Here is a 17,158-nt window from a genome sequence, read left to right as displayed (position 1 = left end):
CATGTCATCGACCTCGTTCAAGCAGTCCATGCGGCGCCTGTGGGCCCTGGATAAATTCAGCTACAGCATTCGGGTATTCATCGCCCTCACCGGCAGCATGGCGCTGTGCTGGTATCAGGATGAAATGACGCTGCTGATCCCGCTGTTCCTGGGGATTATCGCCAGCGCCCTGGCCGAGACCGACGACAGTTGGCAAGGCCGCCTCAACGCCCTGGCCGTGACGCTGGTGTGTTTCAGCATCGCCGCGCTGTCGGTGGAGTTGCTGTTCCCTTATCCCTGGGTTTTCGCCATCTCCCTGGCCCTGGCGACGTTCGGCCTGACCATGCTCGGCGCCTTGGGCGAACGTTATGGGGCGATTGCCTCGGCCACCTTGATTTTGTCGGTCTATACCATGATCGGCGTGGACCAGCGCGGCGGCGCCGTCAGTGATTTCTGGCATGAGCCATTGCTGCTGGTGGCCGGTGCGGCCTGGTACGGCGCGTTGTCGGTGCTGTGGCAGGCGCTGTTTTCCAACCAGCCGGTGCAGCAGAGCCTGGCGCGGTTGTTCCGCGAGTTGGGGCGCTATCTCAAGCTCAAATCGTCGCTGTTCGAACCGATCCGCCAGCTGGATGTGGAAGCGCGCCGCCTGGAACTGGCCCAGCAAAACGGCCGGGTGGTGGCGGCGCTGAATGCGGCGAAGGAAATCATCCTGCACCGCGTGGGCAACGGCCGACCGGGGTCGAAGGTCAGCCGCTACCTCAAGCTGTACTTCCTCGCCCAGGACATCCACGAGCGCGCCAGTTCCTCCCACTATCCTTACAACGCCCTCGCCGATGCTTTCTTCCACAGCGACGTGCTGTTCCGCTGCCAGCGCCTGCTGCGTCAGCAAGGCAAGGCCTGCCAGGCCCTGGCCGAGTCGATCCAACTGCGCCAACCGTTCATCTATGACGACAGCTTCGCCGAAGCCCTCAGCGACCTGAATGCCTCCCTGGAACACCTGCGCATCCAGAGCAACCCGGCCTGGCGCGGCCTGCTGCGCTCGTTGCGCGCGCTGGCGGCCAACTTGTCCACCCTCGACCGTTTGCTGGGCGATGCGAGCAACCCGGACGCCCTGGCCGACGCCACCGACAGCAACCTGCTGGACCGTGCGCCGCGCAACCTCAGGGAAATGTGGACGCGCCTGCGCACGCAACTGACGCCGACGTCGCTGCTGTTCCGCCACGCCTTGCGCCTGTCCCTGGCATTGACCATCGGCTACGGCACCTTGCACGCCATCCATGCTTCCCAAGGTTACTGGATCATCCTCACCACCCTGTTTGTGTGCCAGCCCAACTACGGCGCCACGCGGCGCAAGCTCGGCCAGCGGATCATCGGCACCGCCATCGGCCTTACCGTGGCCTGGGCGCTGTTCGACCTGTTCCCCAACCCCTTGGTGCAGTCGATGTTCGCCATCGCCGCTGGCCTGGTGTTCTTTATCAACCGCACCACCCGCTACACCCTGGCCACGGCAGCGATCACCTTGATGGTGCTGTTCTGCTTCAACCAGGTGGGGGATGGCTACGGGCTGTTCCTGCCAAGGCTGTTCGATACCTTGCTCGGCAGCTTGATCGCGGGCCTGGCGGTGTTCCTGTTCCTGCCGGACTGGCAAGGCCGCCGACTGAACAAAGTGCTGGCCAACACCCTGACCTGCAACAGCATCTACCTACGCCAGATCATGCAGCAATACGCTGCCGGCAAGAGCGACGACCTGGCCTACCGCCTGGCCCGCCGCAACGCGCACAACGCCGACGCGGCGCTGTCGACCACCCTCGCCAATATGCTGATGGAACCGGGGCATTTCCGTAAGGAAGCGGATGTGGGGTTCCGTTTCCTGGTGTTGTCCCACACCTTGCTCAGTTACCTGTCAGGGCTCGGTGCACACCGCGACACGCAATTGCCGGCCGAAGTGCGCGAGCATCTCATTGACGGCGCGGGCAAAACACTCGCGGCGAGCATTGATGAAATCGCGACAGGACTGGCCAACAAGCAGCCCATTGCGATCCAGAGCGACGCCGAGGAAGCCCTGGCGGCGGACCTGGAGCAGATGCCGGACGAGATAGATGAAGGGCAGCGGTTGGTGCAGACGCAGTTGGCGTTGATTTGTCGGCAGCTAGGGCCGCTGCGAACATTGGCGGCGCATTTGATCAAGGACACCAGCGCGGCTTAGGCCGCTACATCCCATGAGCCTTCATCAACCGCGCATAACTGCCATCAGCCTTCATCTTGGCAATCTCGCGATCAAAGCTCGCGACAATCTGCTCATGCTCTGGGTTCTTCAGGCTCACCAGGATATGCAGGCTGTTTTCACTCAGCGGCTGGGGCAGGAACTCCACCGAATTGCGCACCCGCGCCGATTCCCGTGACAGGTAAAAGCGCGCCACATATTCATCCTCCACCGTCAGCCGCACGCGCTGCGCCGCCAGCATCCGCACGGCCATGGCAAAGTTATGCACAGGGACTTTCTGCAACTGCGCGTCACCATCGAACGCCGCCGAATACGCATAACCGCGCACCACGGCGATGGGGTAGTCGTGCAGTTGCTGCAGGTTCTGATACTCGATGGGATCATCACGGCGCTTGATAAAGCGCACGCGGTTGAGCAGGTATTCGCCGGAGAACTGCCCCAATTGCGTACGGGCGTCGTCGTACCAGGCGTTGATCAGCACGTCATAGCGCCCGTCACCCACGCCCATCAGCGCGCGAGCCCAAGGCACCTGCTCGAAATCACTGGCATAGCCGGCGCGGGCCAGGGCCGTGCTGACAATGTCGGTGGCCAAGCCACCGTTGATCAGCGTGGCATCGGTAAAGGGCGGCCAGGCATCCGCGACCAGACGCAGGCGCTGTGCACATGCAGGCGTCGCCAGCAACAACACTCCCATCAAAGCAACGGCACGAGACAATCGCGGCATGCTCAAAATCCTTGGCGGACAGGCGGTGGCCTTAGCTCAGGCTGCGCCTGAGGTTCTAACATTAGCTCAGATTACACAAAGAAACGGCTGGCGCATGCACTCAATGATGGCAAATTGATTTCACTCACAAAAATAGTTGATTTAGACACCACCGCGCGCCGCGCTTACTATCCAGAACAGACATTCACGTGAGAACACACCATGACAGTCGATTGGGTCTGCAAACATCACACCGACCTGGGCAAGGAGCAGCTGTACGCCATCCTGCGCCTGCGCGGCGAGGTCTTCGTTGTCGAGCAGAAGTGCGTTTATCAAGACATCGACGGGCAAGACCTGGCGGGCGACACCCACCACCTGATGGGCTGGAAAGACGATGAACTGGTGGCCTACCTGCGCCTGCTGGATCCAGAGTCCCAAGGCGGCGATGTGGTAGTTGGCCGGGTGATCGTCGCGTCGGGGGCGCGGAGGACCGGGCTGGGGCACACGATGATGGAAGAAACGCTCAAGCAGATCGACGAGATCTGGCCAGAGACACCGATCTTTCTGTCAGCCCAGGCGCATCTGCAGGGGTATTACGGGCGGTATGGGTTTGTGGTGGCGGGTGAGGAATACCTTGAGGATGATATTCCACATATAGGTATGCGCCGGGCTTGAGGGCCTCATCGGGGGCAAGCCCCCTCCCACATGTGGGAGGGGGCTTGCCCCCGATGGCGTCAGCTGAAACAGTGCAAAACCTTCAGGGATACCCCAACACCTGCTTCACCGACGCCAGATTGCCTTCGATCCAGCGCCGATCAATTGCGCCCCAATCACGAATCCGATAGTGCCCGGCATGGTTACGGGCACCGTCCTCTTGCTCGAATTCACACACGATATCCAGGTCAGCCAATGCCGCAATCGTGTCCTGCGCCGTGCGCCGAGGCATGCCGGTGGCGTCGGTCAGCGCCGGCACACTGCTGGCCAGCCCACTGTCGATCAGGTACGCCACGTACAGGCGGCGGTAGAAGCTGCTTTTGGTCTTGCTCACATCCATGGTCAGTCGCCTTGTGCGGTCAGGGTTTGCCCTGCAGGTCGCGATACGTGAGGTACACCCGCAGGTCGAATTCCACCTGGTGGTAACCCGGCATCATGTAGTCGCAGAGTTTGTAGAACGCCTTGTTGTGGTCCGATTCCTTGAAGTGTGCCAGTTCGTGCACCACGATCATGCGCAGAAATTCCGGCGCGGCGTCCTTGAACAACGCAGCAATGCGGATCTCTTTCTTGGACTTGAGGTTGCCGCCCTGCACCCGCGAAATCGTGGTGTGCAGGCCGAGGGCGCGGTGGGTCAGGTCCAGGCGATTATCAAACAGCACCTTGTCGATGGCCGGCGCGTTGCGCAGGTGTTCCTGCTTCAAGGCCAGCGCGTAGGCGTACAGGGCTTTGTCGCTCTGCACCGCGTGGCGCTCGGGGTAGCGCTGCTCCAGGTAGGCACCCAACTGGTCCTTGGCGATCAGTTGGCGTACCTGCTCCTGGAGGGCGGCGGGATAGGCCTGGAGGTATTTCAGCGCGGTCATGGAGGTCTGCAACAGGGTTCGAATGGCCGCCAGTGTAGCGAATTCAGCGCATGCGGGCGCGAGACCAGTCGAGCACTTCATCGGCCATCAGCGGTTGTGCCGCCCACGGCCCTTGGATAAACGGGCAGCCATGCGCCTTGAGCCACTGAGCTTGTTCCTGGGTTTCCACGCCTTCGGCCACCACGACCACATCAAAATGCCCACACAGCTCGATAATGCTGCGCGCCATCGCCGTGTCCCTCACCGAACCCGGCAGACGCGCAACCAATTGCGGGTCAAGTTTGAGGGTGTCGAACGCCAAGTCACGCAGATGCGACAAGGAGCACTGCCCCGCGCCGAAGTCATCCAGCGCAATGCGTACGCCGATGCGGCGCAGCAATTTAAGCTGTTTGGCGGCCTCTTCCAGGTTACTCATCAGGCAGTCTTCGCCGATTTCCACCTCCAACTGGTGCGTCTGCAGCCCATACCGCTCCATCATCTGCTGCAACTGGTTCGCCAGGTTGGGCATGTTGAACTGGCTGCTGCTCAGACTCACGCTCAATACCAATTCGTCATCGAAGGCGCTTTGCCACATCTGACGCTGGGCAGCGACCTGCTGATAAATCCACGCGCTCAGTTGGCTGATCAGCCGCGCCTCTTCCAGCAACGGTAAAAACAGCCCTGGCGGCACGTCGCCGACGCTGGGGTGCTGCCAGCGCAACAACGCCTCGACGCCGCGCAAGCGCCCATCCGCCAGGGAAACCTGGGGCTGATAGACCAGGGTGAACTCCCTGTTTTGAATCGCCGTGCGCACACTGTCTTCGAGCATCAGCCGCGAGCGCGCACGGCCGTTCATTTCCTGGTCGTAATAACGATATTGCTGACGGCCTGCGCGCTTGGCTTCGTACATGGCGATGTCGGCCGCACGCAGCAAACCATTCAGATCCGAGCCGCAATCCGGGTAGGTCGCAATGCCGATGCTCACACCGAGCATCACATCCAGACCGTCGACCTGCTGGCACACCGAGACGCGCTCGATCAGCTTCTCCGAAATCTTTGCCGCCTGCTCCGGGAATTCCAATTCCAGCAGCGCGGTAAATTCATCCCCGCCCATGCGGCCGATAATGTCGTAGGAGCGCAGGCAGCCCTGCAATTGCTCCGAGACCCAGCGCAGCACCCGATCACCGGCGTCATGGCCCAGGGAATCGTTGACCCGCTTGAAGCCGTCGAGGTCCAGGTACAGCAACACCAGGGACTGCTCCGTGCGCTCGCTGCGCAACAGTGTGTTTTCCACTGCCTGATGGAAGCCGCGCCGGTTCAGCAGCCCGGTCAGTGGGTCGGTGACGGCCTGGAATTCCAACTGCTGATGCAAGTGGCGGACCTCGGACATGTCCAGCACCGTCACCACCATGGCCTTCTGCTCGGCGGGCAACGGCGCGCAGGACAGTGCCACCGGCACCTGCTGGCCACGGCGGGTGCGCAGCAGCGCATCGTGCAGACGCCAGGTTTCGCCCTTGCGATAACCGGCGTACATCTGGGAGTCCAGCCAGGCGGGCACATGGGGTTTTTGCAGGAAACTCAGGAAGTCCTGATCTTGCAACTCCTGGATCGTGGCGTTGAGCAGCCGCGAAATCGCCGGGTTGGCGTATTCGATCACGCCCTCCTCACTCACCACCAGGATGCCCTCGGCGGCGTTATCCAGCACCGACGCATTAAAGGCCCGCGCGGACTCCAGGTCATGGCTCAGGCGCTGCAACGCCCGGCGATTGCGCTGGTGCTCCAGCAACGCCTGGACCTTGGGCTTGAGGATATGCGGGTCGAAGGGTTTGAACAGATAGTCGATGGCACCACTGGCATAGCCTTCCAGCACGGCGGCGGGCGACTGGGCGTTGGCACTCAGAAAGATGATCGGGGTCATGCGCGTGCGCTGGCTGCCGCGCATCAACCGCGCGACTTCGAAGCCGTCCATGCCGGGCATCATCACATCCAGCAACACCAAATCGACTTCATGTAGCAGCAACAACTCCAGGGCTTCCATCCCGGATGCGGCGGTGATCACCTGCCAGTCATCGCGTTGCAAAAGCGCACGCATGCTGATCAGGTTTTCCGGGTAGTCATCGACCACCAGAAGAACCGAACTGCCATCGCCGTGATGTGGAGCGCATTCCATGCTGGGACTCTTCCTTAGGTCTAATCCGGTCATTTCTGACAGAAAACCCGGACAAACATCAAGGCCTCACTCTAGCCCCGGATCCTGAAAATCAGAAGTGACGTGGATGCCATCATTGCGCCAAAGTTCAGTCAGCCGACTAACGGTCAACCTCTGCAGCCCACGGTTCATGGGAAACATGGCTTTTTGGCATTCCTATGGCGTCAATAAATTGCCAGCAAATGTTTAACAACTGGACGGCCACCGCCTATAAAGAACCTGTCAGGCCCCCGGGCCAAAGCCGTCACCCCCTGTAAAAGGCCAACGCCATGATCGACCTCTCCACGTGGAACCTGAGCATTCCGGTCGGCTCGCCCCCCGCGACTATCGACACGCCAAAGCTGCTCAGCGGCTTCAACGACCAGTATTTCCAGGCCGAAGGCAGCAACGTGCAATTCTGGACCCCCGTCACCGGCACCCGCACCGAAAACGCCATCTACCCGCGCAGTGAATTGCGCGAAACATACGCCGACGGCCGCCTGCGCAACTGGACCTACCCCGACGCCGACAACTTCCTGCGCGCCACCCTGGCCGTGAACCAGGTGCCCTCCAGCGGCAAGATCGTCATTGGCCAGATCCACGCCTATGACAGCCAAAAACCACTGATCAAGCTCGAATACCAGTTCAAGGAAAAGACCCAGACCGGCAACATCGTCGCCAAAGTGCGCATGCGCCCGGATGAAGATGAAAGCCGCGTAATCATCGTCGCGTCCAATGTGCCGCTGGAGAAAAGCTTCACTTACGTGATCAACCTCAACAAGGCTGGGCTACTCAGCGTGTACGCCGCCGACAGTGAATGGAACGAGCGCATCGGCGCGGCCTGGGCGGCCAAGCCGCTGTATTTCAAGGCAGGCGCGTATGTGCAGGACAACAGTGGGGACAGCAAGGAAGGGGCGAAGGTGACGTTTGCGAAGTTGGATATAGATCACGAGTGAAGTGTCCGGTGGTGCCAAGGACGATTCCTCGGTGAAGCTACCTTGTTAAACACACCGCGATTCCTGTGGGAGCCGCAGATATGCATGGCTATCGCGGGCAAGCCTCAACGCCGGTCAGTTAAGAGATAAAAAGACAAAAAGTTTTGTCCTTAACTGACTCGCGCTGTTCACTTAAGAATTGCTGACTATTCCTCAAGCAACCGGGCAACCCGGAGTCTGAGAAAGACTCCGGATTTTTATGCATGTCGCTGAGGGATTGCGATATGTGAACCGCAACGACAACCTAAACTTCGGCACATGTGCTACTTGATGTTACAGCCTTGTGTATTAGTGAGCATTATTAAAAATCAGCGAGGGAGCGAAATGTAGGAAATACCAATCAGAATAATCCGGTACTTTCCTACAAAAACACACAAAGACTCAGCTGAAAAACAATACAACCCAAGAAATAGAAATTGACAATCACAATAAGCCCTCATACGGTTTAAGCGCATCGCAAATCTGCGAAGGCAATAACACTGAGGAACGAATGAATCGCAGAATCGTCGCATGCATCAATTGCTGAGTGCCTATCGGGCTGTGTCAGGAGTCGGCGAACTGTGCAACACCTCTTTGAACTTTAACGGACGCGGCTTTATAAATAGGCTGAGCGACTTGTATCGATTCGCCAGTGAGCATGAGCTCGACGGTTTCGTATTTGAAGACACACTTTTTCTTCATTCAGATCAGCATCATGAAAACGTCAAGTAAGCTTATTTGCGTACAAGCGCTATCCAGCTTTTCACTATGGCTTGATATTTTTTTAATCTTCACGGTTCCCGTGTATCTATGGCATGCCTCATCTTCATCGATAGCGTTCCTGGCTTTTTGCCTTGGTGCCCCGATGTTGTTTCTAGGCCCTATAGTAGGAACGCTGATAGATCGATATGACGTAAGGAAAACACTATTATCCGGCGCCTTACTCCGCACACTGTCTACCATAGCGTTAGCAGTTTCTCCGGACCTCCAGACCTTTTTGCTTTTCGTCATATTCAAAGGCGTGTCAAACTTATTCTACTTCCCCTCGATAACTATTGTGGTTCGGCAATTGATACATGCTGAGGAGCGCAAATCTTTTTTCAGCCACGTAAGTGTATTTGATCAATCTTCCAAAATTTTCGCGCCGTTATTTGCTGGTGTGTTAACGGCAGCATTATCACCTAAGGATTTATTCTTTTTTTCGGCTGCCGCCGTTTTACTAACCGTCCCATTCCTAAGGTCTATTTGCCTTGCATTCCGAACGCAAATTAAGGGCACCTCTTCAAAAGCCCTGCCACTTTATCGCGACCTGGCAAGAGGATTCTCTATATTCAATGCCTTACCCTTTCAATTACGCATGGGTTTTTTGTACTCCCTGCTAACTTCGCTGGCTTTAGGCATTTACGACCCGCATTTGGCGTCCCTTCTAGCCTATGAAGGTTTACCTCCAGTTAACTTTTCAATAATCGTCTCAGCAACAGCCGCAGGTGCAATATGTGCCGCATTGCTGATGAAATTCAAATTGAACAACTTCGATGAGATTCTTCTTCGGTCAGGCGCGTTAGTGGTTTTCTCTATAGCATTAATTCTGACCGCAGCTTTGGTATTTTTTCAACTGCCTGGAAGATCCTATCTCTACCCATTGGTTTGGTTTTTGAATGGCGTTGGCTACGAGACACTAATAATATCTTCGAATATAATTCTTCAGCAGTTATGCCCTGCTGACAATATCGGAAGAGTTTCCATGTCTTTCAGAAGTATCCAAGTACTATGTGTTATAACGGGACCTTCTTTAGGAACAATGCTAATAATCGCAGGTGGTCGCCCAGCACCTTTTGTCGTGGCTGCAGGCATGACACTTTTAACTGCATCGGTGTCCATTGCCGTCTATTTATATTTTTACAGAAAACAAGCGCACGCACCTACCAGCTAGTGCAAAAATCAAACAATCATCCCGTGAACCTCCTGCCTCTCAAACTTATCTAATCAAATCTCAGCCACAAAAAAGCCCGCATCGCTGCGGGCTTCTTTTTAAACGACAGAGGTTCAGTTCACCTTAGCGTTCAACTCACCTTTCAAATACCGCTGATACATCGCTTCCAACGATACCGGCTTGATCTTCGAAGCATTACCCGCAGTACCAAACGCTTCGTAACGTGCGATACACACATCACGCATCGCGGTCACGGTGGCGCCGAAGAATTTACGTGGGTCGAATTCGCTCGGGTTGGTGGCCATCAGGCGACGCATTGCGCCGGTGGACGCCAGGCGCAGGTCGGTGTCGATGTTGACCTTGCGCACGCCGTGCTTGATGCCTTCGACGATTTCTTCAACTGGTACGCCGTAGGTTTCTTTGATGTCGCCGCCGTACTGGTTGATGATCGCCAGCCACTCTTGCGGGACCGAGGAAGAGCCGTGCATCACCAGGTGGGTGTTGGGGATGCGCTTGTGGATTTCCTTGATACGGTCGATGGCCAGCACGTCGCCGGTAGGCGGCTTGGTGAACTTGTAAGCGCCGTGGCTGGTGCCGATGGCGATGGCCAGGGCGTCGACCTGGGTCTTCTTGACGAAGTCCGCAGCTTCTTCCGGGTCGGTCAGCATCTGGCTGTGATCCAGCACGCCTTCGGCGCCGATGCCGTCTTCTTCGCCGGCCATGCCGGTTTCAAGCGAACCCAGGCAACCCAGCTCGCCTTCAACCGAGACGCCGCAGGCGTGAGCCAGGGCCACGGTTTGTTGGGTCACGCGCACGTTGTATTCGTAGTCGGTCGGGGTCTTGCCGTCTTCGCCGAGGGAGCCGTCCATCATTACCGAGCTGAAGCCCAGTTGGATGGAGCGCTGGCACACGTCAGGGCTGGTGCCGTGGTCCTGGTGCATGCACACCGGGATGTGCGGGAATTCTTCGATGGCTGCCAGGATCAGGTGACGCAGGAACGGGGCGCCGGCGTATTTGCGCGCACCGGCCGACGCCTGGACGATCACTGGGGAGTCGGTCTTGTCAGCGGCTTCCATGATGGCGCGCATCTGCTCAAGGTTGTTGACGTTAAAGGCTGGGACGCCGTAGCCGAACTCGGCTGCGTGGTCCAGCATTTGACGCATGCTGATAAGTGCCATTGTGTTGTCTCTCCCGGTCGAGGGTCGTTAATCGTGCAAGCCTGCCGTAGCGGCGGCTGCTATTCAAGTTATTGCCGGTCAGGTTTTGCATGCCTGGCCTGCTGAATCGTTATTGCTGTCAGGCTTATTGGGCTTTGCAGCCGCGCCCGATCAAATCGTCGGTAGCCACCCAGTAAACCAGGCCTTCCTCACCTTTCGTGTGAAACGCCAATTGGTCGTTGCTGTACAGCACGCCAGAAGCCGCAACATCCTGTTTAAGGCGGTAAACCTGGTCGGAACCACCGAGGCGAACATCCACCTCGGATTTGGCCGCATTGGCAAAGCGCCAGTTGACCTCAGCCTTGCTGTCGCAGGTCCAGGTGGTCCACTTGTCGGCAGGCTCTGCCTTGTTGAACATGTTCATGCTGCTGCAACCGGCCAGTAGGGCCAGGGCTGCCAGGGCGAAAACGCCTTTCATTGCCAATCCTCGCAGCGGCGCCAAAGGCCGCCGATGCTGTCGGTTAGTTGATCAGACCCGTCAAGGGCAACCCTGTTCCTGACCGTTGGGCGCGGAGTCGTATTTCTCCAGCCGCTCATTGCCGATGCGCTTGTTGATCACCGGCATGGTCTCGGCTTGCCAGTCCGCCTGGTAGCAGCTCGTTTTCTGCTGCGATGCCGGCTTTCCAGCCTGCTGCGCCGCGCTTGGCGTGCTGCCGCAACCGGCCAAAAGGCCCGCTGCGATCACCAGTGCCAACGACTTGATCATGGGAATGCTCCTTTTCCTGATCACGGGCCTTAACCTTTGGCTCGGGTTTCCAGCACTTCAACGGCGGGCAGGACTTTGCCTTCGACGAATTCAAGGAATGCGCCGCCACCGGTAGAAATGTAGGAGATACGGTCAGCCACGCCATATTTATCGATGGCCGCCAGAGTGTCGCCACCGCCGGCAATGGAGAAGGCCGAGCTTTCAGCGATGGCGTTGGCCAGCACTTTGGTGCCGTTGCCGAACTGGTCGAATTCGAACACGCCAACCGGGCCGTTCCACAGAATGGTCTGGGAGGCTTTCAGCAGTTCCGCGAAGTTGGCTGCAGTTTGCGGGCCGATGTCCAGGATCATGTCGTCTTCAGCCACGTCAGCGATGAGTTTGACGGTAGCGGCGGCGCTTTCGGCGAATTCCTTGGCTACCACCACGTCTACTGGCAGCGGCACACTGACTTTGGCAGCAATGGCGCGGGCGGTGTCCAGCAGGTCCGGCTCGTACAGCGACTTGCCCACCGGGTGGCCGGCAGCGGCCAGGAAGGTGTTGGCAATGCCGCCGCCGACGATCAATTGGTTGCAGATCTGGCTCAGGCTGTTGAGCACGTCCAGCTTGGTGGACACCTTGGAGCCCGCCACGATGGCAGCCATCGGCTGGGCCGGTGCGCCGAGGGCTTTGCCCAGTGCATCCAGTTCAGCAGCCAGCAGCGGCCCAGCAGCGGCGACCTTGGCGAACTTGGCCACGCCGTGGGTCGAACCTTCAGCACGGTGGGCGGTACCGAACGCGTCCATTACAAACACATCGCACAGGGCCGCATATTTCTGGGCCAGTTCGTCGCTGTTCTTTTTCTCGCCTTTGTTGAAGCGCACGTTTTCCAGCAGCACGAGGTCGCCGGGCTTCACGTCAACGCCACCCAGGTAGTCAGTCACCAGTGGCACGTTGCGGCCCAGGGCATTGCTCAGGTAATCGGCTACAGGCTTGAGGCTGTTTTCTTCCGAGAACTCACCTTCGGTCGGACGACCCAGGTGGGAGCAGACGATGACGGCTGCACCTTTTTCCAGGGCCAGCTTGATGGTCGGCAGCGAAGCCCGGATCCGCGCATCGCTGGTGACAACACCGTCTTTGACTGGGACGTTGAGGTCTTCGCGAATCAGTACGCGCTTACCTTGCAGATCGAGGTCGGTCATCTTCAACACGGTCATGGGTCGCAGTTCCTGAGTTACTGTTGTTGAGGTTGTTTAGAGGCGATGTGCAGATAATGTTCCGCAACATCCAGCATACGGTTGGCAAACCCCCATTCGTTGTCGAACCAAGCCAGGATGTTCACCAACCTGGGGCCGGAAACGCGAGTCTGGCTGGCATCGACAATCGCCGAATGCGGGTCATGGTTGAAATCACAACTGGCGTGGGGCAACTCGGTGTAGGCCAGCAAGCCTTTGAGCGGGCCGCGGGTGGCGGCGTCGCGCAGAATCCGGTTGACCTCCACCGCATCGGTGTCGCTGACGGTTTGCAGGGTGATGTCCAGGCAGGACACGTTCACCGTCGGCACCCGTACGGCTTTGGCCTGAATTCGCCCGGCAAGTTCCGGCAGCAGGCGCTCGATGCCGCGGGCCAGACCTGTGGACACCGGAATCACTGACTGGAACGCCGAGCGTGTACGACGCAGGTCTTCATGATGATAGGCGTCGATCACAGGCTGGTCGTTCATCGCCGAGTGGATGGTGGTGATCGACACGTAATCGATGCCGATCGCCTGATCCAGCAGGCGCAACAGCGGCACACTGCAGTTGGTGGTGCAGGAAGCGTTGGATACCAGCAGCTCATCGCCGGTCAGGCAATCCTGATTAATGCCGTAGACGATAGTGGCGTCGACATCCGCCTCGCTGGCCATCGGCTGGGAAAACAGCACACGCGGCGCGCCGGCATCGAGAAAACGCTGGCCATCGGCGCGGGTGTTATAGACACCGGAACATTCCAGCACCAGGTCGACGCCCAATGCTTTCCAGTCGATGCCTTCGGGGGTGGCACTGCGCAAGACCTGCACGCAGTTGCCATTAATATGCAGACAATCGTCTTCAACCCGCACTTCACCAGGGAAGCGGCCGTGAGTGGAGTCAAAGCGTGTCAGGTATTCGATGCTGGCCATGTCGGCCAAATCGTTGATCGCGACAATTTCAAACCCGGCAGCCGCCCCTCGCTCGAACAGAGCACGCAAGACGCAACGACCAATGCGGCCGTAGCCGTTGAGTGCAACTTTGTAGGGACGCGGTTGGGGCATGGGGTTCTCGATCAAGGTTAGTTCGGTGTCGAATGTTCTGACGCCATCGCGGGCAAGCCCGCTCCCACATTAGACCGCGATCTAAATGTGGGAGCGGGCTTGCCCGCGATAGCGCCAGTACAGACAACGCAGACTGACTTAGTCTTCCAGCAGCTCTTCAGCCTGACCCAGGATGTTTTCCAGGGTGAAACCGAATTCTTCGAACAAGGCTGGCGCCGGCGCCGACTCACCGTAGGTGGTCATGCCGATGACGCGGCCTTCCAGGCCCACGTACTTGTACCAGTAGTCGGCGTGAGCCGCTTCGATGGCAATACGCGCGCTGACCTGCAACGGCAGGACCGATTGCTTGTAGCCAGCATCCTGGGCTTCGAACACGCTGGTGCACGGCATGGACACAACGCGCACGTTACGGCCCTGGGCAGTCAGCTTGTCGTAGGCCTGAACGGTCAGGCCGACTTCGGAACCGGTGGAGATCAGGATCAGCTCCGGCTCGCCGATGCAGTCCTTGAGCACGTAGCCGCCACGCGCGATGTCGGCGATCTGTGCGTCGGTACGCACTTGGTGTTGCAGGTTCTGACGCGAGAAGATCAGCGCCGACGGGCCGTCCTTGCGCTCGATGGCGTGCTTCCAGGCCACAGCGGATTCCACCGCGTCGGCTGGACGCCAGCAATCCAGGTTCGGCGTGGTACGCAGGCTGGTCAGTTGCTCGACCGGCTGGTGCGTCGGGCCGTCTTCGCCCAAGCCAATGGAGTCGTGGGTGTAGACATGGATCACGCGCTTCTTCATCAGAGCGGCCATACGTACTGCGTTACGTGCGTATTCCATGAACATCAGGAAGGTCGCGCCGTACGGCACCAGGCCGCCGTGCAGCGACACGCCGTTCATGATGGCGCTCATGCCGAACTCGCGCACGCCGTAGTACATGTAGTTACCGCTGGCGTCTTCGGCCGAGACACCTTTGCAACCTTTCCACAGGGTCAGGTTGGAACCGGCCAGGTCGGCCGAACCGCCAAGGAACTCAGGCAGCAGCGGGCCGAAGGCATTCAGGGTGTTCTGGCTGGCTTTACGGCTGGCAATGGTCTCGCCCTTGGCCGCAACTTCGGCGATGTAGGCCGAGGCTTTTTCCGAGAAGTCGGCAGGCAGATCACCGGCGAGGCGGCGCACCAGCTCATTGGCCAGCTCTGGGAATTCGGCGGAGTAGGCAGCAAAACGCTGGTCCCACTCGGCTTCGGCCGCCAGGCCTTTTTCCTTGGCGCTCCACTCGGCGTAGATGTCAGCCGGGATTTCGAACGGGCCGTGGTTCCACTTCAGCGCTTCACGGGTCAGGGCGATTTCCGCGTCACCCAGTGGGGCGCCGTGACAGTCTTCCTTGCCTTGCTTGTTCGGCGAACCGAAACCGATAGTGGTCTTGCAGCAGATCAGGGTTGGTTGCGCGCTCTTGCGAGCGGTGTCGATGGCGGTCTTGATTTCTTCAGGATCGTGGCCGTCGACGTTGCGGATCACCTGCCAGTTGTAGGCTTCGAAACGCTTTGGCGTGTCATCGGTGAACCAGCCTTCGACTTCGCCGTCGATGGAAATGCCGTTGTCATCGTAGAAGGCGATCAGCTTGCCCAGGCCCAGGGTACCGGCCAGGGAAGCGACTTCGTGGGAAATGCCTTCCATCATGCAGCCATCACCCAGGAACACGTAGGTGTGGTGATCAACGATGTCGTGGCCAGGACGGTTGAACTGCGCGCCCAGGACTTTTTCAGCCAGCGCGAAGCCAACAGCGTTGGCCAGGCCTTGGCCCAGGGGACCGGTGGTGGTCTCGACGCCTGGGGTGTAGCCGAATTCCGGGTGGCCCGGTGTGCGGCTGTGCAGCTGGCGGAAGCTCTTGAGGTCATCAATGGTGACGTCGTAGCCGGTCAGGTGCAGCAGCGAGTAGATCAGCATCGAGCCGTGGCCGTTGGACAGCACGAAGCGGTCACGGTCGGCGAACGACGGGTTGCTCGGGTTGTGTTTCAGGTAGTCACGCCAAAGTACCTCGGCGATATCCGCCATGCCCATCGGGGCACCGGGATGGCCGCTGTTGGCTTTTTGCACGGCATCCATGCTGAGGGCACGAATGGCGTTGGCACGCTCACGACGGCTGGGCATCGCTGTTCTCCTGAGGATTTGAATAAAGAGTGAATAAAAAGAAACGCAAAAAAGGACCGGCATTTTCCCTCAGCCACCGCCTGCGGGCAATGACAGATAGTCACTTGAGGCTGTTTTTCCTGTGCGTTGCCGGCAATCGCCTGCAGAAATCGGCAACTTGTTCGTCTAACGGTTATAGCGGCGGCTTATAACCGCCACTTATCGATCAATATCAAAACTTTTTGATATTGGCCTTGCGAGGATATGCACCCGTCACTAGACTGCTGGCCTTATGAACCTACCCGTGCCCTCACTGCGTCCCGACGACGGCGATGAACTGGCAGCCTTGTGCAAGGCCGCTGGGGACCCGTTGCGCCTGAACGTCTTGCGTGCGCTGACCAACGATTCCTTCGGCGTACTGGAACTGGCGCAGATCTTCGCCATCGGCCAGTCCGGCATGAGCCACCATTTGAAGGTGCTGTCCCAGGCCGACCTGGTAGCCACGCGCCGCGAAGGCAATGCAATTTTTTACCGCCGCGCCCTGCCCCACACCGACCTGCTCGGCGGCAAGCTGCACGCCGCCCTGCTCGAAGAAGTGGACAACCTGAGCCTGCCAACCGACGTACAGTCGCGCATCGGCCAGGTCCACGGGCAACGCGCAGCGGCGAGTCAGGACTTTTTCGCACGGGTGGCCGAGAAGTTTCGTGCGCAGCAAGACCTGATTGCCGGCCTGCCGCAGTACCGCGACAGCGTGCTGGCGCTATTGGACAAGCTGAGCTTCAGTGATGAGGCGACGGCATTGGAAGTCGGGCCTGGGGATGGCGGTTTTCTGCCGGAGTTGGCGCGCCGCTTTCATCAGGTGACCGCGCTGGACAACAGCCCGGCGATGCTCGAACTGGCGCGACAGCTGTGCGAGCGTGAATCGCTGGGCAATGTGACCCTGCAACTGGCTGACGCCTTGAGCGGCACGCTGATCAAGGCCGACTGCGTGGTGCTGAACATGGTATTGCACCATTTCGCCGCTCCCGCCGACGCATTAAAGCAAATGGCCGGGTTGCTGCACCCCGGCGGTAGCCTGTTGGTTACGGATTTATGCAGCCACAACCAGAATTGGGCCAGGGAGGCCTGCGGTGATCTCTGGTTGGGTTTTGAACAGGACGATCTGGCCCGTTGGGCCACCGCTGCGGGGCTCGTTCCCGGGGAAAGCCTCTATGTAGGCTTACGTAATGGTTTCCAGATCCAGGTTCGCCATTTTCAGCGACCGGCTGGCGACACTCACCATCGGTAATATCAGGAA

General features: G+C 58.8%; 15 protein-coding genes and 1 pseudogene. 6 read left to right on the top strand and 10 right to left on the bottom strand.

What is annotated here, in order from left to right; translation table 11 throughout:
* Nucleotide 1: 1 nt before the first annotated feature.
* A complete protein-coding gene (gene yccS, locus NDJ82_RS20110) occupies nt 2–2,185 on the top strand; it encodes a YccS family putative transporter (protein ID WP_158876721.1) in 2,184 nt (727 codons plus the stop codon).
* A gap of 4 nt (nt 2,186–2,189) precedes the next feature.
* Here yccS and NDJ82_RS20105 read toward each other — a convergent pair whose 3' ends face one another.
* Complete coding sequence (locus NDJ82_RS20105; protein ID WP_112192639.1) at nt 2,190–2,927, bottom strand: substrate-binding periplasmic protein; 738 nt, start codon at nt 2,925–2,927, stop codon at nt 2,190–2,192.
* Between the two features lie 201 nt (nt 2,928–3,128).
* Between NDJ82_RS20105 and NDJ82_RS20100 the strand changes: the two genes are divergently transcribed.
* Nucleotides 3,129–3,581 carry a GNAT family N-acetyltransferase gene (locus NDJ82_RS20100; protein WP_250926155.1) on the top strand — a complete coding sequence of 151 codons (453 nt, stop codon included), beginning with the start codon at nt 3,129–3,131 and terminating at the stop codon, nt 3,579–3,581.
* Nucleotides 3,582–3,663: 82 nt separating this feature from the next.
* Here NDJ82_RS20100 and NDJ82_RS20095 read toward each other — a convergent pair whose 3' ends face one another.
* Genes NDJ82_RS20095 through NDJ82_RS20085 form a run of 3 tightly spaced genes read right to left on the bottom strand, consistent with a single transcriptional unit; the run spans nt 3,664 to nt 6,629 of the window.
* Nucleotides 3,664–3,960, bottom strand: a complete 297-nt coding sequence (locus NDJ82_RS20095) for a winged helix-turn-helix domain-containing protein (protein WP_099585782.1) — start codon at nt 3,958–3,960, stop codon at nt 3,664–3,666.
* 19 nt (nt 3,961–3,979) lie between these two features.
* Nucleotides 3,980–4,480: a M48 metallopeptidase family protein gene (locus tag NDJ82_RS20090; protein WP_017735682.1), complete on the bottom strand. Its 501-nt coding sequence runs from the start codon at nt 4,478–4,480 to the stop codon at nt 3,980–3,982.
* Between the two features lie 43 nt (nt 4,481–4,523).
* Nucleotides 4,524–6,629: a putative bifunctional diguanylate cyclase/phosphodiesterase gene (locus tag NDJ82_RS20085; protein WP_099585783.1), complete on the bottom strand. Its 2,106-nt coding sequence runs from the start codon at nt 6,627–6,629 to the stop codon at nt 4,524–4,526.
* A 308-nt stretch (nt 6,630–6,937) separates the two neighbouring features.
* Between NDJ82_RS20085 and NDJ82_RS20080 the strand changes: the two genes are divergently transcribed.
* From NDJ82_RS20080 to NDJ82_RS20070, 3 genes and pseudogenes are all read left to right on the top strand, one after another.
* Entirely contained in the window at nt 6,938–7,603 is a 666-nt protein-coding gene (locus NDJ82_RS20080) for a polysaccharide lyase family 7 protein (protein ID WP_099585784.1), read from the top strand.
* 543 nt (nt 7,604–8,146) lie between these two features.
* Nucleotides 8,147–8,353, top strand: a pseudogene (locus NDJ82_RS27535) (carbamoyltransferase C-terminal domain-containing protein); the annotation flags it as partial.
* Complete coding sequence (locus NDJ82_RS20070; protein WP_250926154.1) at nt 8,337–9,554, top strand: MFS transporter; 1,218 nt, start codon at nt 8,337–8,339, stop codon at nt 9,552–9,554. The pseudogene NDJ82_RS27535 and the gene NDJ82_RS20070, both read left to right, overlap by 17 nt.
* 113 nt (nt 9,555–9,667) lie before the next feature.
* Here the strand turns inward: NDJ82_RS20070 and fba are convergent, their stop codons facing one another.
* From fba to tkt, 6 genes are all read right to left on the bottom strand, one after another.
* Nucleotides 9,668–10,732: a class II fructose-bisphosphate aldolase gene (fba, locus tag NDJ82_RS20065; RefSeq protein ID WP_099585785.1), complete on the bottom strand. Its 1,065-nt coding sequence runs from the start codon at nt 10,730–10,732 to the stop codon at nt 9,668–9,670.
* A 124-nt stretch (nt 10,733–10,856) separates the two neighbouring features.
* A complete protein-coding gene (locus NDJ82_RS20060; RefSeq protein WP_099585786.1) occupies nt 10,857–11,189 on the bottom strand; it encodes an MliC family protein in 333 nt (110 codons plus the stop codon).
* A gap of 60 nt (nt 11,190–11,249) precedes the next feature.
* Nucleotides 11,250–11,477 carry a hypothetical protein gene (locus NDJ82_RS20055; RefSeq protein WP_099585787.1) on the bottom strand — a complete coding sequence of 76 codons (228 nt, stop codon included), beginning with the start codon at nt 11,475–11,477 and terminating at the stop codon, nt 11,250–11,252.
* 29 nt (nt 11,478–11,506) lie between these two features.
* A complete protein-coding gene (locus tag NDJ82_RS20050) occupies nt 11,507–12,670 on the bottom strand; it encodes a phosphoglycerate kinase (RefSeq protein ID WP_250926153.1) in 1,164 nt (387 codons plus the stop codon).
* A 17-nt stretch (nt 12,671–12,687) separates the two neighbouring features.
* On the bottom strand, nt 12,688–13,746 hold the full coding sequence (epd, locus tag NDJ82_RS20045) for an erythrose-4-phosphate dehydrogenase (protein ID WP_099585789.1): 1,059 nt from the start codon (nt 13,744–13,746) through the stop codon (nt 12,688–12,690).
* Between the two features lie 138 nt (nt 13,747–13,884).
* Complete coding sequence (gene tkt, locus NDJ82_RS20040) at nt 13,885–15,882, bottom strand: transketolase (protein ID WP_158879127.1); 1,998 nt, start codon at nt 15,880–15,882, stop codon at nt 13,885–13,887.
* Nucleotides 15,883–16,153: 271 nt separating this feature from the next.
* Here tkt and NDJ82_RS20035 point away from each other — a divergent pair, with 271 nt between their 5' ends.
* Nucleotides 16,154–17,149 (top strand): ArsR/SmtB family transcription factor, encoded by a 996-nt coding sequence (locus tag NDJ82_RS20035; RefSeq protein WP_099585791.1) that lies wholly within the window; start codon nt 16,154–16,156, stop codon nt 17,147–17,149.
* Nucleotides 17,150–17,158 lie beyond the last annotated feature (9 nt).

The sequence above is a fragment of the Pseudomonas sp. SR18 genome, assembly GCF_023701505.1.
GTDB lineage: Bacteria > Pseudomonadota > Gammaproteobacteria > Pseudomonadales > Pseudomonadaceae > Aquipseudomonas > Aquipseudomonas cyclaminis.
Note: the sequence above shows the minus strand (reverse complement) of the source record. Positions and strands in the feature narration are given on the sequence as shown.

Bases quoted from the DNA above. Each gene is read 5' to 3' on its own strand.
- NDJ82_RS20035 (WP_099585791.1), top strand. From the start codon at position 16,154: ATGAACCTACCCGTGCCCTCACTGCGTCCCGACGACGGCGATGAACTG.
- NDJ82_RS20085 (WP_099585783.1), bottom strand. From the start codon at position 6,629: ATGGAATGCGCTCCACATCACGGCGATGGCAGTTCGGTTCTTCTGGTG.
- NDJ82_RS20090 (WP_017735682.1), bottom strand. From the start codon at position 4,480: ATGACCGCGCTGAAATACCTCCAGGCCTATCCCGCCGCCCTCCAGGAG.
- yccS (WP_158876721.1), top strand. From the start codon at position 2: ATGTCATCGACCTCGTTCAAGCAGTCCATGCGGCGCCTGTGGGCCCTG.
- NDJ82_RS20105 (WP_112192639.1), bottom strand. From the start codon at position 2,927: ATGCCGCGATTGTCTCGTGCCGTTGCTTTGATGGGAGTGTTGTTGCTG.
- fba (WP_099585785.1), bottom strand. From the start codon at position 10,732: ATGGCACTTATCAGCATGCGTCAAATGCTGGACCACGCAGCCGAGTTC.
- NDJ82_RS20060 (WP_099585786.1), bottom strand. From the start codon at position 11,189: ATGAAAGGCGTTTTCGCCCTGGCAGCCCTGGCCCTACTGGCCGGTTGC.
- NDJ82_RS20095 (WP_099585782.1), bottom strand. From the start codon at position 3,960: ATGGATGTGAGCAAGACCAAAAGCAGCTTCTACCGCCGCCTGTACGTG.
- tkt (WP_158879127.1), bottom strand. From the start codon at position 15,882: ATGCCCAGCCGTCGTGAGCGTGCCAACGCCATTCGTGCCCTCAGCATG.
- NDJ82_RS20050 (WP_250926153.1), bottom strand. From the start codon at position 12,670: ATGACCGTGTTGAAGATGACCGACCTCGATCTGCAAGGTAAGCGCGTA.
- NDJ82_RS20055 (WP_099585787.1), bottom strand. From the start codon at position 11,477: ATGATCAAGTCGTTGGCACTGGTGATCGCAGCGGGCCTTTTGGCCGGT.
- NDJ82_RS20070 (WP_250926154.1), top strand. From the start codon at position 8,337: ATGAAAACGTCAAGTAAGCTTATTTGCGTACAAGCGCTATCCAGCTTT.
- NDJ82_RS20080 (WP_099585784.1), top strand. From the start codon at position 6,938: ATGATCGACCTCTCCACGTGGAACCTGAGCATTCCGGTCGGCTCGCCC.
- NDJ82_RS20100 (WP_250926155.1), top strand. From the start codon at position 3,129: ATGACAGTCGATTGGGTCTGCAAACATCACACCGACCTGGGCAAGGAG.
- epd (WP_099585789.1), bottom strand. From the start codon at position 13,746: ATGCCCCAACCGCGTCCCTACAAAGTTGCACTCAACGGCTACGGCCGC.